14 protein-coding genes and 1 other annotated feature are annotated in these 15,938 nt (G+C 54.5%); of the genes, 4 read left to right on the top strand and 10 right to left on the bottom strand.

Translation table 11 applies throughout. From position 1 onward, the window contains the following. Window positions 1–25 precede the first annotated feature (25 nt). The gene (gsk, locus tag J4728_RS04060) at window positions 26–1,330 is read right to left on the bottom strand and encodes an inosine/guanosine kinase (RefSeq protein WP_000671592.1); all 1,305 of its coding nucleotides are present in this window, start codon (window positions 1,328–1,330) and stop codon (window positions 26–28) included. Between the two features lie 152 nt (window positions 1,331–1,482). Between gsk and aes the strand changes: the two genes are divergently transcribed. Continuing rightward, window positions 1,483–2,454: an acetyl esterase gene (gene aes / locus J4728_RS04055; RefSeq protein ID WP_208211248.1), complete on the top strand. Its 972-nt coding sequence runs from the start codon at window positions 1,483–1,485 to the stop codon at window positions 2,452–2,454. On the opposite strand, the gene hemH is transcribed toward aes, so the two are convergent. The 8 genes from hemH to J4728_RS04015 all read right to left on the bottom strand — a co-directional run bounded on the left by hemH (window position 2,451) and on the right by J4728_RS04015 (window position 10,732). Next, window positions 2,451–3,413, bottom strand: coding sequence for a ferrochelatase (gene hemH, locus J4728_RS04050; RefSeq protein WP_001250078.1), 963 nt, complete (start codon window positions 3,411–3,413; stop codon window positions 2,451–2,453). The two genes, aes and hemH, sit on opposite strands and share 4 nt — an antisense overlap. 228 nt (window positions 3,414–3,641) lie before the next feature. After that, the gene (gene adk / locus J4728_RS04045; protein ID WP_001220237.1) at window positions 3,642–4,286 is read right to left on the bottom strand and encodes an adenylate kinase; all 645 of its coding nucleotides are present in this window, start codon (window positions 4,284–4,286) and stop codon (window positions 3,642–3,644) included. A gap of 357 nt (window positions 4,287–4,643) precedes the next feature. Then, a complete protein-coding gene (gene htpG / locus J4728_RS04040; protein WP_023261511.1) occupies window positions 4,644–6,518 on the bottom strand; it encodes a molecular chaperone HtpG in 1,875 nt (624 codons plus the stop codon). A gap of 110 nt (window positions 6,519–6,628) precedes the next feature. Further along, entirely contained in the window at window positions 6,629–7,234 is a 606-nt protein-coding gene (recR, locus tag J4728_RS04035; RefSeq protein ID WP_001195023.1) for a recombination mediator RecR, read from the bottom strand. Continuing rightward, window positions 7,234–7,563 carry a YbaB/EbfC family nucleoid-associated protein gene (locus J4728_RS04030; protein WP_000467098.1) on the bottom strand — a complete coding sequence of 110 codons (330 nt, stop codon included), beginning with the start codon at window positions 7,561–7,563 and terminating at the stop codon, window positions 7,234–7,236. Before J4728_RS04030 ends, recR begins: the two co-directional genes overlap by 1 nt. A gap of 45 nt (window positions 7,564–7,608) precedes the next feature. After that, a complete protein-coding gene (gene dnaX, locus J4728_RS04025) occupies window positions 7,609–9,537 on the bottom strand; it encodes a DNA polymerase III subunit gamma/tau (RefSeq protein WP_208211245.1) in 1,929 nt (642 codons plus the stop codon). Then, window positions 8,212–8,276, bottom strand: a sequence feature (DnaX frameshifting element). It overlaps the preceding gene by 65 nt. Before the next feature lie 113 nt (window positions 9,538–9,650). Next, a complete protein-coding gene (gene apt, locus J4728_RS04020) occupies window positions 9,651–10,202 on the bottom strand; it encodes an adenine phosphoribosyltransferase (RefSeq protein WP_000127350.1) in 552 nt (183 codons plus the stop codon). 152 nt (window positions 10,203–10,354) lie between these two features. After that, entirely contained in the window at window positions 10,355–10,732 is a 378-nt protein-coding gene (locus tag J4728_RS04015; protein ID WP_058679776.1) for a DUF454 family protein, read from the bottom strand. Between the two features lie 68 nt (window positions 10,733–10,800). Here J4728_RS04015 and priC point away from each other — a divergent pair, with 68 nt between their 5' ends. The 3 genes from priC to J4728_RS04000 all read left to right on the top strand — a co-directional run bounded on the left by priC (window position 10,801) and on the right by J4728_RS04000 (window position 12,502). Then, window positions 10,801–11,328: a primosomal replication protein N'' gene (gene priC, locus J4728_RS04010; RefSeq protein ID WP_001519637.1), complete on the top strand. Its 528-nt coding sequence runs from the start codon at window positions 10,801–10,803 to the stop codon at window positions 11,326–11,328. Between the two features lie 13 nt (window positions 11,329–11,341). Next, entirely contained in the window at window positions 11,342–11,509 is a 168-nt protein-coding gene (rsmS, locus tag J4728_RS04005; protein ID WP_000051161.1) for a pleiotropic regulatory protein RsmS, read from the top strand. Window positions 11,510–11,578: 69 nt separating this feature from the next. Further along, window positions 11,579–12,502: an Rpn family recombination-promoting nuclease/putative transposase gene (locus tag J4728_RS04000; protein WP_000440527.1), complete on the top strand. Its 924-nt coding sequence runs from the start codon at window positions 11,579–11,581 to the stop codon at window positions 12,500–12,502. A gap of 41 nt (window positions 12,503–12,543) precedes the next feature. Here J4728_RS04000 and mscK read toward each other — a convergent pair whose 3' ends face one another. Next, entirely contained in the window at window positions 12,544–15,906 is a 3,363-nt protein-coding gene (mscK, locus tag J4728_RS03995; protein WP_208211243.1) for a mechanosensitive channel MscK, read from the bottom strand. Between the last annotated feature and the right edge of the window lie 32 nt (window positions 15,907–15,938).

Below are 15,938 nucleotides of genomic sequence, written 5' to 3'. Positions count from 1 at the left end.
GCGCAGCGCCATCGGGCAAGCCAGATTAGCGATCCCAGTACGACTCTTCCAGGCTGTCCTCACGTTCCGGCAGCCCGCGTGTCAGACGCGGAGAATGCTGGTTCAGTACCTGATAACTGACACGGTTAGCATATTTACACACCTGCGCCAGCGACGAATAGGTCAGCCAGGTAAATTTGTGCTTACTGGAGTTCGGTACGTTGCTACGATGGTAACTGTTCGCCGTAATATCGTGCAGCAGCGCCGCCAGCGCGCCATCGCCCGCGCCGTTGGTGTTCATGATTTTTTCCGGCCCGCCCATATACGGCGCAATATGCGAATAAACGCGCAGCGGATTAATACAATCTTTATGGCGCATTGCCCGGCTAAATTCATACTGGTTAAATTCAGCAATAGCTCCCGGTAGCAGCGGATGCTGGGTTTTACGTTTTGCTTCCTCTTCGGTGAAGCCCGCCATATATAACCCTATCGGCCCGGCGGTGCATAACACCAGGTCGACCCAGTCCAGCGCCTTATCCGCCGCCAGCAGCGGGTCGTTTTCGCCGGTCAGCGCTTCCGCTTCTTCTTCATTCATTGCCAGAATCGAGACATTCTCTTTGAGAAACGCCTGCCACCACTGCGGATTATCGGCGATCACAAATTTGGTGCCCAGCGTCATGACAACCGGCACGTTATGCTTTTTCGCGTATTCGATCGCTTTCATCGTCGCGTCAGGCATCGGTTCGCCAGGCTTACAGCGCACCAGATATGAGGTCAACACCAGCGCGGAAGCGCCAGCGATCACCGCTTCCGGAATACTTTCCGCCCGTAACTGATTCATATGGCCGGGGCTGATAGCGAAGGTACGCTCGCCGGATTCGCCAATCAGCGTGAAACAGCGGCCAATCGGGCCATCTACCGCTTGCAGATAATTCAGGTCGGTACGGCTGGAAGTATTACACAGGTAGCGATAAGCGTAGCTGCCAATCTCAATGTTGCTGCACATCACGCCCAGTAACACCGAACGGTCATCCGCCAGTACCGAGTAATTATGCATCGTATTGCCTATAGTGCCGCCAGCAAACTGATGGGTGATCAAATTTTCCCGCGTCAGTTCCTGATACAGCTTCTCCGCCACCTCGTCTTCTATCACCAGAGAATGCCCGGCGCTTAATCCATAGCGTGTAATAAAATCGTCATCCACTTTCGCCTCAATATCCACCAACGTCTGGTCGATACCGACGACCCAGGAGGCGTTGGTTTCCTGTTCTGGCTGAATTTGTTGCAACAACGGGTCACGCGCATTGACGGGAAAATAGTGTTTGGATTTACGTTTACCGGGAAATTTCATGATTGTGCTTACGGATGAATAACGGAGCGCTGCATGGTAGCACATTCCCCCTGCTGCGCGCGACGGACGATGGCGTTTCAATATCGGACGACGAGATCGCAGTTTCTCCAGCCGCGTTTTTTACAATGGTTCACTTTCACAAGGAGCGTTTTATGAAGCCGGAAAATAAAATTCCCGTACTCACCCGACTGTCTGACGAAATGACAGCCGTCGTAAACTTCCAGCAACCAGGCCTTCCCCCCTGGCCTGCCGATGGCGATATTGAGACCCAGCGTCAGTATTATCTTCTTGAGCGCCGTTTCTGGAATGCCGACGCGCCGTCCATGACCACCAGCACCTGCGTCGTCCCTACGCCTTATGGCGATGTAACAACCCGGCTCTACTCGCCGCAGCCGACCAGCCAGGCCACCTTATACTATCTGCACGGCGGCGGATTTATCCTCGGTAACCTGGATACGCATGACCGGATAATGCGTCTGCTGGCGCGTTATACCGGCTGCACCGTGATCGGTATTGATTATTCGCTGTCGCCGCAAGCGCGTTATCCACAGGCCATTGAAGAAACCGTCGCGGTATGCAGCTACTTCTCTCAACATGCCGATGAATACTCGCTCAACGTGGAGAAAATCGGTTTCGCCGGAGATTCCACAGGCGCCATGCTGGCGCTTGCCAGCGCGCTCTGGCTACGTGATAAGCACATTCGCTGCGGTAACGTTATCGCGATTCTGTTGTGGTATGGGCTGTATGGGTTGCAGGATTCGGTAAGCCGCCGTCTGTTCGGCGGCGCGTGGGACGGCCTGACGCGTGAAGATCTGGACATGTACGAAAAGGCCTATCTGCGTAACGAAGACGATCGGGAATCGCCCTGGTATTGTCTGTTTAATAACGATCTCACGCGCGATGTGCCGCCCTGCTTTATTGCCAGCGCGGAGTTTGATCCGCTCATTGATGACAGCCGCTTGCTGCACCAGACATTACAGGCGCACCAGCAGCCCTGCGAATACAAAATGTATCCCGGCACGCTGCACGCCTTTCTGCACTATTCGCGAATGATGACAATCGCCGACGATGCCTTGCAGGACGGCGCACGCTTCTTTATGGCGAGGATGAAGACGCCGCGTTAACGGTACGGCGCCGTGAGTTTCAGCATCATATCAATATGTTCCGGCGTCGCGTTCAGCGCCGGAATGTACGCATATTTTTTACCGCCCGCTTCAAGGAAAATCTCGCGGTTCTGTTCCGCTATCTCTTCCAGCGTCTCCAGACAATCCGCGGCAAATCCCGGACACATAACCTGAATATGGCCAGTCCCCTTTTCACCCAACATTTTTAGCGTTTCATCGGTGTACGGCGTCAGCCACGGTTCACGGCCAAAGCGCGACTGGAACGTCATCATTACCTTTTCCGGCGGCAGCCCCAATGCGGAAACCAGTTCGCGCGTGGTATCGCGGCAGCGCTGCGGGTAGTCATCGCCTTCATCCGCATAACGTTGTGGAATGCCGTGATAGGAGAGCAGAAGCACATCGGGCTCGCCGTGCCTGGCGAACGACTCACGCGCGCTTTTCGCCAGCGCATCGATATAAGCGCCGTCATCCGCGTAATCGCGAATAAATGAGATACCGGGAATACGACGTTTACGCGCCAGTATCCGCCCCAGTTCATCCCAGACTGCGCCCACCGTTGAGCAAGAGTATTGCGGGTACAACGGCAGCACGACGATATGGTCGACGTCGCTTGCTAACAGTTCATCGACAGCGCTTTCCAGCGAGGGCGAGCCGTAGCTCATCCCCAGCGCGACGGGCGTGTCTGGCAACCGCGCGGCCAGCGCCTGTTGCTGTTCGCGGCTATATACCATGAGCGGCGAACCGCCATCCATCCAGATAGATTGATAGAGTTTCGCGACGCGCGGCGAACGCAGCGGTAAAATAACGCCACGCAGCAGCGGCCACCACAGCAGACGAGGAGTATCCACCACGCGTCTGTCGCTTAAAAATTGTTTCAGGTAGCGCTTTACCGCTTCGGGAGTTGGGGCATCTGGCGTGCCAAGGTTAGCCAGCAGGATACCGGTTTTCGTCTGACGCATTGCCGCCTCTTATCTATTCAAATTGTTGATAATTGTAGCGGAAAAGCGATAAAGAAGAACTAATTGCTGCGAGAGGTAAGACGAGAATTTGCCGAATGGCGCTAACGATACCAGCAGGCCGGATAAGGCGTTCAGGCCGCCATCCGGCACCGATTGCCTGATGGCGCTACGCTTATCAGGCTTGCGGGATAATGGCAGGCCTGATAAGCGGTTCACTACGCGAAAAAATTAACCGAGGATTTTTTCCAGCGCTGCGCGCACGTCGGCAACGGCCTGCGTACCGTCAACTTTAGCGTATTTGGTGTTGCCCGCTTCCGCTTCTTTCTGGTAGTAGCCAATCAGCGGCGCGGTCATCTGATGATATTCCACCAGACGTTTGCGAACGGTCTCTTCCTGATCGTCTTTACGGGTGGTCAGATCTTCACCGGTGACGTCATCTTTGCCTTCTACTTTCGGCGGATTAAACTTAACGTGGTAAACGCGGCCAGAGGCGGCGTGCACGCGACGACCCACAATACGGTCAACGATCAGTTCGTCCGGTACGTCGAATTCCAGCACGTAATCCACCACAATACCCGCTTCTTTCATCGCGTCAGCCTGCGGGATCGTGCGCGGGAAACCGTCCAGCAGAAAACCGTTACGGCAGTCTTCCTGGGCGATACGCTCTTTAACCAGCGCAATCACCAGTTCATCGGTCACCAGTTTACCGGCGTCCATGATATCTTTCGCCTGTTTGCCCAACTCGGAGCCTGATTTCACTGCGGCGCGCAGCATATCGCCAGTGGAGATTTGCGGAATACCATATTTCTCCATGATGAACTGAGCCTGAGTTCCTTTACCCGCGCCCGGAGCGCCAAGCAGAATAATACGCATTACGAAAATCCCCTCAAAGGTTGTCGATATTTTTTAAAAAGCGCTAAACGATACCACCATCACGCATTTCGCTCAAGGAAGCCGCCTGATGCTGAAACGGTTAACGAAGAGAAATCCAGAAAAGAGAAGGTATTATAAAAAATGCCGGATGGCGCTGGCGCTTATCCGGCCTACAAACAGTACTCGCCCGTAGGCCGGATAAGATGCTTCGCGTCGCCATCCGGCAGTCACAAAACAGTACCCGCCCGTAGGCCGGATAAGATGCTTCGCGTCGCTATCCGGCAGTCACAAAACAGTACCCGTCCGTAGGCCGGATAAGATGCTTCGCGTCGCTATCCGGCAATCAGATGAGCGTTATCAGGATACCAGCAACTGGTTCATACGGCGGATAAACTGGTTCGGATCTTCCAGCGTACCGCGTTCAGCGAACAGCGCCTGATCCAGCAGCAGCTCGACCCACTCTTTAAACTGCGCTTCATCCTCGGTATCGGCAGTGCGTTTGACCAGCACATGATCCGGGTTGAGCTCAAAGATATATTTCACTTCCGGCACGGACTGACCGGCCGCGGCGAACAGTTTCGCCATCTGGGTGCTCATTTCATCCGCATCGGTGGTGACAATCGCCGGCGTGTCGGTTAAACGATGCGTCAGACGCACCTCTTTCACGCGATCGCCCAGCAGGGTTTTGACACGCTCCACGAACGGCTCAAGCGCCTTTTCCGCTTCTTTCGTATTTTCGTCGACTTCATCCGCCAGTTTTTCGATGGACTCATCGGCTTTAGCGACCGACTGGAATGCTTTACCGTCAAACTCGGTCAGGTAGTTCATCATCCACTCGTCGATGCGATCGGAGAGCAGCAGCACTTCGATGCCTTTCTTACGCAGCAGTTCCAGGTGCGGGCTGTTTTTCGCCGCCGCATAGCTGTCTGCGGTGATGTAGTAGATTTTTTCCTGCCCTTCTTTCATCCGGGAGACGTAATCTTCCAGCGACACGGTCTGGGCGGAAGAGTCGGTATGGGTGGAGGCAAAGCGCAACAGTTTAGCGATAGCTTCCTGGTTGGCGTGATCTTCCGCCGGGCCTTCTTTCAGCACCAGACCGAACTGTTTCCAGAAGGTTTGGTATTTTTCCGCGTCGTCTTTCGCCAGTTTTTCCAACATTTGCAGAACGCGTTTGGTCAGAGCGCTACGCAGATTACGCGTTACCGTGCTGTCCTGCAGGATTTCACGGGAGACGTTCAACGGCAGGTCATTAGAATCAATCAGGCCGCGCACGAAACGCAGATAGTTCGGCATGAACTGCTCGGCATCGTCCATAATGAACACGCGCTGTACGTACAGCTTCAGACCATGTTTGTGATCGCGGTTCCACAGATCCCACGGCGCCTGCGACGGGATATACAGCAGGCTGGTGTACTCCTGCTTACCTTCCACGCGGTTGTGGCTCCAGGTCAGCGGATCGGTGAAATCATGCGCGATGTGCTTGTAAAACTCGTTGTACTCGTCGTCTTTAATTTCCGACTTGTTACGGGTCCACAACGCCTGGGCCTTGTTGATTTTCTCCCAGGAAATCACGGTTTCGCCGTCTTTTTCTTCCCGTTTTTCAATCTCTACCGGCAATGCGATGTGATCGGAATATTTGCTGATAATCGAGCGTACGCGCCAGTCATCAAGGAATTCATCTTCGCCTTCACGCAGGTGTAAGGTGATTTCCGTACCACGGTCATTTTTGGTGATATCGGCAACGGTGTATTCGCCTTCACCTGCCGATTCCCAGAACACGCCATTTTCCGGCTTGTCGCCTGCCGCACGGGTACGTACGGTCACTTTATCGGCCACAATAAACGCGGAGTAGAAGCCTACGCCAAACTGACCAATGAGCTGGCTATCTTTCGCCTGATCGGACCCCATTGATTCGAGGAAAGATTTGGTGCCGGACTTGGCAATGGTGCCTAAGTGGTCAATCACCTCATCACGATTCATCCCCACGCCGTTATCGGCAATGGTCAACGTACGCTTATCTTTATCGAAAGAGACGCGCACACGCAGCTCGCCATCTCCTTCATACAGATCCGGGTTTGACAGAGCGCGGAAACGCAGCTTGTCCGCCGCATCTGAGGCGTTAGAGATGAGTTCACGCAGGAAGATTTCTTTATTGGAATAAAGAGAATGGATCATCAGGTGCAGAAGCTGTTTAACTTCTGACTGAAAACCACGCGTTTCTTGTCCTTTCATGTGGATAGACCTCAACAATGCCATTTTTAATGGTAAAAATACGTTGAGGGTGAGATGGGGACAAGCGGGTGTGATTTCAAGCGGAGGCCGCGAATGCCGCCTCCGTTTGTTCAGAAAATAATCTTATGGCGTCCCGCCAGCGAGTGGGACAGCGTCGTACCGTCGACCATCTCCAGTTCGCCGCCAACCGGCACGCCGTGGGCGATACGACTGGCTTCGACGCCGGCCTCCGCGCACAGCTCGGCAATATAGTTCGCGGTAGCCTCCCCTTCAACCGTCGGGTTGGTCGCGAGGATCAGCTCGCTGATTTTTTCTGACGCCAGCCGCTGTTCCAGACGATCGAGACCGATATCATCCGGCCCGATGCCGTCCAGCGGCGACAGGTGGCCCATCAGCACGAAATACCGCCCGGAAAATTGCCCGGTCTGCTCAATGGCGTAGATATCCGCAGGACTCTCCACCACGCAAATCTGGCCGTTTTCCTGACGCCGCGGGTTCGAGCAGATATTACAGACATCCTGCTCGGTAAAGGTGCGGCAGTCGGCGCAGTGGCCGATTTCCGACATCGCCCGGGTCAGCGCCTGCGCCAGGCGCATTCCGCCGCTGCGATCGCGCTGCAACAGGGTAAACGCCATCCGCTGCGCCGACTTAGGGCCGACGCCCGGAAGGCAGCGCAACGCTTCCATAAGCTGAGTTAACAGCGGACTGGTTTGCATCAGAATGGCATCTTAAAGCCTGGCGGCAGTTGCATACCGGAAGAGACGGAGGCCATCTTCTCTTTTTGCGTCTCTTCAATGCGGCGCGCCGCATCGTTAAAGGCCGCAGCGACCAGATCTTCCAGCATCTCTTTGTCATCTTCCAGCAGGCTTGGGTCAATTTCCACGCGGCGGCAGTTATGCGCGCCGTTGATGGTAACCTTCACCAGACCCGCGCCGGATTCGCCGGTCACTTCCAGCTGCGCAATCTCTTCCTGCATTTTCTGCATTTTTTCCTGCATCTGCTGGGCCTGCTTCATCAGATTGCCCAGACCGCCTTTTCCAAACATAAGCTCTCTCTCTTGATGGTTCACAATCGCAAGCCGGGCTTACGATCAAATGGGGCGGATACTCTCTTCATCCAGCTCGGCGTCGAAGAATCGACGCAGCGTCTGAATGTTATTATCCGCAATAATTGACTCACGCGCTTGCGCGAGTTTCTCTTCATAAATGGCCTGACGCCATTCCAGCGGCGTACGCACCGCGGGATTATCATCTTCAACGATGGTCAGTTCAACCGTCGTTCCCGTCAGATCGCTGAGCGCTTGCGCCAGCTTTTGCTGCGCGCCGCTGGAATTGAGGTGCCGCTGCGTCGAGCGCAGATGCAGACAAACCGCGTTGCCGTTCTGCTCCTTCCAGGCATTAAGCGCCACCTGCTCCACCAGCTTAGGCAAAGAAAGCTGGCTTACCTGCGCCGCCCACGGATCGCGCTCAATCGCTTCCGCCGCCAGTTTAGCCGCCAGCTCCGGCGTTTTTTCATGCTCCAGAGCTTTCTTAAGCGCTTTTGGCGTAGCCACCACTTCTTTGGTTTGCACTACCGGCGTGGTGGCCTTCCAGCGATAAGCCTCTTTCTTTACTGGCGCCGTTTCCAGCGCAGACGGCGCCGGGCGCGCCTGTACGCGCTCCGAAACCGAGGCCAGCCGCTCCAGCGCAGAGTTATTCACCGGCCGCGCGCGGGATGCGGCTGCCGGTTCACTCTTTTTTGTTTTGGTTACTCCCTGCGAGCGCTGTAGCTGATTGCGCGCCGCCAGCACCTGACTGGTAGATGCCGGCAGCGGCGCTGGCGATGTCTGCGGCGCGGGCGCCGACTGCTGCTGCACCTGCGGCGGCGTCATTACCGCCGTTGGGGCCACGGGCGCAAAAGACTGCCGCGGCGTTTCAGGCTCCGGCAAGGGCATACGCGGGTGAAACGCCAGCGCACGCAGTAACGTCATTTCAACGCCCATCCGCCGGTCCGGCGCCCAGGGCAATTCTTTGCGGCCAATCAACAACGTCTGATAATAGAGCTGAAGATCGCCGGGAGGCACCGTCCGGGCAAGTTCGCGCATCCGTTGCTCGATAGCCGCCATATCGCTGCCTAACGCGGCAGGCGAAAGTTGCACCATCGCAATACGGTGCAGCAGGCTAAGCATTTCGACCAGCAGCGCTTCCCATTCAATACCGCGCGCCGCCGCCTCGTTGATAAGCGACATGACGCGTTCGCCGTTAGCGTCAACCACCGCCTCGACTAATGACAAAGCCTGGTCGTCGTCCAGCGTACCGAGCATGGCGCTTACCGCCTGCGTCGAAACCTGCCCGTCGCCGCTGGCGATCGCCTGGTCAGTCAGACTTAATGCATCGCGCAGGCTGCCGTCAGCCGCACGCGATAACAACTGCAACGCGCGGGGTTCGTGAGCGATATGTTCCTCATTGAGAATATGCTCAAGCTGATGGCGAATCTGTTCAACATCCAGCGCTTTGAGATGAAACTGTAGGCAGCGCGACAAAATGGTCACCGGCAGCTTCTGCGGATCGGTGGTCGCCAGTAAAAATTTCACATGCGCTGGCGGCTCTTCAAGCGTTTTAAGTAGCGCATTAAAGCTGTGGCGCGACAGCATGTGGACTTCATCGATCAGATAGACTTTAAAGCGACCGCGCGCAGGCACGTACTGGACGTTATCCAGCAGGTCGCGGGTGTCTTCGACTTTGGTACGCGATGCGGCGTCAATCTCAATGAGATCGACAAAACGCCCTTGCTCAATTTCCCGACAGTTATCGCAAACGCCGCACGGCGTCGCGGTAATGCCGGTTTCGCAGTTCAGCCCCTTCGCCAGCAGTCGGGCGATAGAGGTTTTACCGACGCCGCGCGTGCCGGAAAAAAGATATGCGTGATGAATGCGCCCTAACGACAAGCCGTTCGCCAGTGCGGTCAGCACATGTTCCTGGCCGACGACGTCAGCAAAGGTTTGTGGGCGCCATTTTCTGGCTAAGACCTGATAACTCATTGGCAGGCTCTGAAACGCTGGAAGGTGGATTCATAGAAGGGTAATGCTAACACAACCTCGCCGATACAGCGAGGTTGTCTCTCTGGCTAAAATAGCAGTGCGAATAGCCTGAATCAATGCCCCGGAAACGGCACCAGGCTATAACAGGTAATCCCCTGCTTTTCCAGACGCTGCTCGCCGCCCAGATCGAACAAATTGATGATGAACGCCGCATCGGTGACTTTCCCGCCCAGACGACGGATCAGCTTCACGGTCGCCTCAATGGTGCCGCCAGTCGCCAGCAGATCGTCCACGACCAGCACGTTGTCGCCAGGTTTAATCGCGTCGACATGAATTTCCAGCTGATCGGTGCCGTACTCTAATTCATAGGTCTCGGCAATAGTTTCACGCGGTAATTTGCGCGGTTTACGTACCGGAACAAAACCAACGCCCAGCCCAAGCGCAACCGGCGCGCCAAACAGGAAGCCACGCGCTTCGGTGCCGACCACTTTGGTGATACCCGCATTTTTATAACGCTCAACTAACAGTTCAATACTGAGCGCGTAGGCTTTCGGGTCTTCCAGTAAGCTGGTGACATCACGGAAAAGAATGCCCGGTTTCGGGTAATCCTGAATGCTTTTGATGCTGTTTTTGAGAAACTCAAGCTGCTGTGCAGTCGCGGTCATGGATATATGCCTGCTAAGTACGGTGTTACTCACGGCGCAATACTTTTCAGTCAGGGGTAACGCTCGGTTACTCTTTGACCGCCTGCGCCTGTGCTCGAAAACGGTCGAATTTACTGGCTGTGAACGACAATTGCAACAGCGATTCGTGTGCTTCAGCGCTTTTGTTGCTTTTCATCAATCACCGGTATCCGCCACATAAAAATCAGCAGGCAGGCCAAAATAACCAACAGCAGCACCCGCACCCACATCATATTCACCAGCCACAGCGAAATACTAAAGGTCAGCAATATCAACGCGATCGCTCGCGGTTTCGCTCCCGGCGGCATGGCCCGATAGCGCTGCCAGTGGCGCAGATAACCGCCAAACCATGAGCGGTATAACAACCAGGCATGGAAACGCGGCGACGAGCGGGCGAAACACCAGGCCGCCAGTAAAATGAACGGCGTAGTCGGCAACAGGGGCAAAACCACGCCCAATGTCCCTAATACTACCGCCAGCCAGCCAATGATGATTAAAATAGTACGTTGCATAATGCGAATCGTTATCAAACAGAAGGCTACTGTAGCACAGCCTGTCTTATTTTCATCGGGGTGTTGAATTGAAAACCGCTATGCTGTTACAGACGCTGGAAGAGAGGCTGGCGACGCTACGCCAACGCTGCGCGCCGCTGGCGCAACATGCGACGTTAAGCGCGCGCTTTGACCGACACCTTTTCCGTACCCGCAGTACTCTGTTGCAGGGATATCTGGAAGAGGCTGACGCCAATCTCGCCGCGTTGCGTCAGGCGGTAAAACATGAGCAACTGCCGCAAGTCGCCTGGCTGGCGGAACATCTGGCTTCGCAACTGGAGGCGATATCGCGTGAAACCGCCGCCTGGTCGCTGCGCCAGTGGGATACCGCCGCACCAGGGCTTGGCCGTTGGCAGCGCAGACGAATACAGCATCAGGAGTTTGAACGTCGACTACTGGCGATGACACAGGAGCGCAAAATTCGTCTGGCGCAGGCGACCGGCCTTGTCGAACAACAAACGCTGCAAAAGGAAGTCGAGATCTATGAAGGACGGCTGGCGCGCTGCCGACATGCGCTGGAGAAAATAGAAAACGTACTGGCGCGTTTAACCCGTTAATCCTGGAGAAAGTATGTCGCTTGAAAATGCCCCTGATGAAGTCAAACTGGCCGTGGATTTAATTGTGCTGCTTGAAGAGAATCGCTTACCGGCACGAACGGTGCTACGCGCGCTGGAAATAGTTATGCGAGATTATGAAAACAAGTTAAAAAGTACGGAAGACGACTCGCAAACAGAGTAATTGCCCTCTGGTTTGTCCTCGTTGTCGCTGACAGAGTGGTCGCTACAGTCAGGCAACAAGGGATGGGTCATGGAACGTCTACCCACCACGCCGCACGATGCGGTATTTCGACAAATGCTGATGCAAAAAGAGGTCGCCCGCGACTTTCTGGCTCTCCACATGCCAGAAGACTTTCTTGCAATCTGCGATCTGGATTCACTGAAGCTGGAGTCGGGGAGTTTTGTTGAAGACAATTTACGCAGCCGCTATTCAGATATTCTCTACTCTCTGCATACCCAACACGGCCCCGGGTATGTTTACGCGCTCATTGAACATCAGAGCAAATCAGACCGGCTGATGGCTTTTCGCCTGATGCGTTACGCCATTGCCGCCATGCAGCGTCATCTGGATGCCGGTCATGATACCTTGCCGCTGGTGGTGCCAATCCTTTTTTATCACGGTCCGGAAAGCCCGTGGCCCTATAGCCTTAACTGGCATAATATGTTTGTGAAACCGGATATGGCGAAGGCCTTATACAGCCGCGAATTTGCGCTGGTCGACCTGACGACAATGCCGGATAATCAGCTTTTGCAGCATCGGCGGATAGCGATGTTAGAGCTCCTGCAAAAACATATTCGTCAACGCGATTTAAGCGAACTGCTCGACCCCCTTATCACGCTTTTAACGCAGGATCATTTGACGGACACGCAGCTCAGTGTGTTGATCAACTATATGTTGAAAGCAGGAAACGCCGCAGAACCCGGGGCGCTAATTCGTCAACTGGCGCAGGGCGCGCCGCAGTATAAGGAACAACTGATGACAATAGCGGAATGGCTGGAAGAAAAAGGCCGAACGGAAGGGTTGCAAAAAGGCCTTGAGCAAGGGTTAGCACAAGGCCGTGAGGCCGAAGCGCGCGCTATTGCCCGCAAAATGCTTGCCAACGGGCTGGAACCTGGGCTCATCGCCAGCGTCACCGGCATTACGCCGGAAGAGCTTTCTACGCTTTCGCATTAGCGGCGCCGCGCGCACTCATAAAGCGCGCAGCCCACCGCCTTTTAGCTTGCCGTAGGCGCCAGATCGCCGCCGTTGAGATCGCGCTTCACTTCAGTGACTTCGTCGCCCTTCGCGTTATGCAGATGCACCTCAAGCTGGTTAAAGGCGATATTGATATCATTTTCACGGCACAGTCGATCGATCGCGCGGTTCAGTTCATCCACCGTATGGCTACGATCGCGCAATTCACGCACGTACAGACGCAGTTCATGATCCAGAGTGCTGGCGCCAAAGGTGGTGAAGAATACGGCAGGTTCCGGATCGTGCATCACCTTCGGATGCTCCATCGCCGCCTGTAGCAGGACTCTTTTCACTTTCTCCAGATCCGAGCCATAAGCCACGCCAAGCCGGATCACCAGACGTGTCGTGGTATCGGAGAGGGACCAGTTAATCAGCCGCTCCGTTACGAACGCTTTGTTCGGAATGATCACTTCTTTACGATCAAAATCGGTAATAGTGGTGGCGCGAATACGAATCTTACTGACCGTGCCGGAGTAGGTGCCGATCGTTACCGTATCGCCAATGCGTACCGGACGTTCGAAGAGGATGATTAAACCCGAGACAAAGTTACCGAAGATCTCCTGTAGCCCAAAACCGAGACCTACCGACAACGCCGCCGCCAGCCACTGGAGTTTATCCCACGAGACGCCGAGCGATCCGAATACTGTCATCGCGCCAACAGCGATAATGACGTAGTTAAGGATCGTGGTGATCGCATACGAAGCCCCCTGGCGCATATTCAGACGTGAAAGCACCAGCACTTCCAACAGGCCGGGTAAGTTGCGGATGAGTGCCCAGGCCACCATCGCGGCAATAATGGCGAATAGCAAGCTGCCCATCGTCACGCTTTTCACCACCGCAGCGCCAGCTTCGGAGCCGTTGTAGTGCCACAGCGTGATGCTATCAAGATAGCTGAATACGGTGATCAAATCGGACCAAATCGCCCAGAACATAACGCCAAACAGGGCAAGCATTAGCAGCATCGTGATACGTAATGTTTGCTGGTTAATTTGCTCCAACGCGATGGTGGGTTCTTCCTGTGGCTCCGCGCCTTCCGCTCCCTCTTTTACCAGGTTCTGACGACGAGCCAGCGCGCGTCGCCAGGCAATCCGGCGCGCCGCTACACTTAACCCGCGCAGCACCGTTTGATAAAGCAGGTTCCAGATAATGACCAGATAGACGGTTTCAATCCAGCGCCCCGCCAGGCGCAGGGTGGTATAGAAATAGCCGGTCGCCGTTAATACCATTAACGCCACCGGAATAATGGAAAGAATCGTCACGGTCACCAGTCGAATGCCGTGAGATTCTTTATCGCGCCAGCTTTCCCGGCACAGTGGCCACACCAGCAATGTTATGACCAGCAGATTGAGGAAAATAACCGCCTGCCCCAGCACGTCATCCATCAGATTCAGCGGCGACAACTCCGCCACCACAGACCAAAAGTGCAGCGGCAGCAATGCGAGGCTAATGCGTACAATCTGGCGACGCCAGTGGCTGGTCAACTGCGCCGGCATACCAAAATGGCGTATCGCCACGCCCTCTTTTTCCAGCACCTTCCAGCACAGCCCAAAGACCAGCCAGAACATCGCGAGCTTTTTACTAAAGGCCCAGAGCAGATCGCTGATATTTAGCTGCATGGTCAGCAAGATCAATCCAATCGCGAGGATAATCAGGCACACCGGCAGCGCGCGGATAAGATCGATCAGAATAGCTTTTGGCGTATTGAGCTGACTATCGTTACGCAGCGATCCCACGGCGGCGGCCAGCTTCTGTTGATACGCTTTTAACCATTTCAGACGCCAGCGGATTAAACCGGCGATGAGCAAGAGCGGCAACCCGGCCAAAAAAGCAATAAATACCGCGGGCCAGGCTTTTTGCCAGTTCACCGTGATTTTCATGGCGCTGAATTGCTCTTTTAACGTTTGGGGGAACGCTTTAAGCCAGTCCCAGTCCATAGGGCGGTTACTGTTCACCCAAAAAATCTGCTGCGTCAAAATGGCTTTCAGATTTTTCGAGACGCTCATCAACTGCTGCTGGTTAACTTGCAGGTTAATCGCCATCATCAGCTGGTTACCCAACTGTTTATTTAGCTGATCCAATAGCTCACGGCGCATCTCCACCACCTGAAGCAACGCATCATGAACTTCATCATTCACCTCGCTGGTATGCCCCTCCTCCAGCTTGTCGACAAAGGCATCGCTTTGGAATAAGGCATCACGCTGCTGGTTGATTTCAAACTGCTCCAGACGCAAATCCGCAATGCGGTTGGTCATATCTTCGAGTTCGTCGGCGGAGGGCAGGGTTTGCTGCTGTTGATAAAGAATACGCGACAGCAACAGGCTGCCTTTTAAGACGGCAATCTGTTCTTTGATATTTCTTTCCGACTGCAGCGCGCGATCGAGCCAGTTTTTTACTTTAATGTTTTGCTGCATCAACATATTGCCGTTTTCGGTCGCGACAATCAGACGCTGGCTGAGTTGATGGTTAATATCCAGTTCCTGTTTTACCAGCGGGTTCGCCTGGATACGCACCGTTTCGTCCGGCGAAATAGCCTCCTGGGCCGTTTTTTCCGTTAGCGTAAGTCGTTTACTGTTGACCGCCTCCTGTAAAAGTTGAAGCTGATGTTCAAGACGATTACTGTTGGCCGTCACGTAATCTCGCTGTTTTTGCAGGGTGTCCTGCAAAACGGTATTCCCTTCAAGACTCTTACGTTGCTGGTCGATCTGCGCATTAAGCAGCGCCTGTTGTGCCTGTAATAACACCTGTTGGCTGGGGCGAAGCGCGGCTTCGCCGACGTTATTGCCGTCCAGACGGTTACGGATTTGCTGTATTTGCTGTGAGGCGGTATACATGGCGTTTTGCACGCGCTCAGGCTGGGTCTGTAGTGAAACAAGCTGGCTGTTATAAGCGGCAAGATCGTTTTGCGAATTTTGCAAATCATCCAGTACCTGCGCCACGCGCAGCTCAAGCTGACGTAGCGAAAGCGCACTCAGCGTTTTTCGCATTTCATCATCATTATCGACGTCGCTCAGCGCATTCAACGCAGCCGTCGCCTGACGCATTTTTTCAGGCGCCTGCGCCACCTTCTGCCGTAGCTGTACGGTCTCCTCTTTCACCCGCTCGATTTTATCCAGCGTAGCTAACGTATCAATAAGGTCTTGCTGGACGAGCTTATCCTGGGCGGAGAGATCTTTTTGCTTATTCAGCGTATCCAGCTGGTTTTGCACATCCGCTTTTGACGGCAGGTCGCCATTCGTTTGCCCCCGGGCAAATGCCAGAGACTGACAGGACAGCAGGATAATAAGGACGCTAATTGTAATAAAAACAAAATGCTGTGAACGTTTATAAAGCTGCAACATAGTCATGAGAATGAAGTGTCTGAACCGGCAAGCAGACC

Origin of the sequence: Salmonella sp. 32070601201500089SM (assembly GCF_017573605.1) — a bacterium.
Lineage (GTDB): Bacteria > Pseudomonadota > Gammaproteobacteria > Enterobacterales > Enterobacteriaceae > Salmonella > Salmonella enterica.
This window is presented reverse-complemented; position numbering and strand designations above follow the sequence as displayed.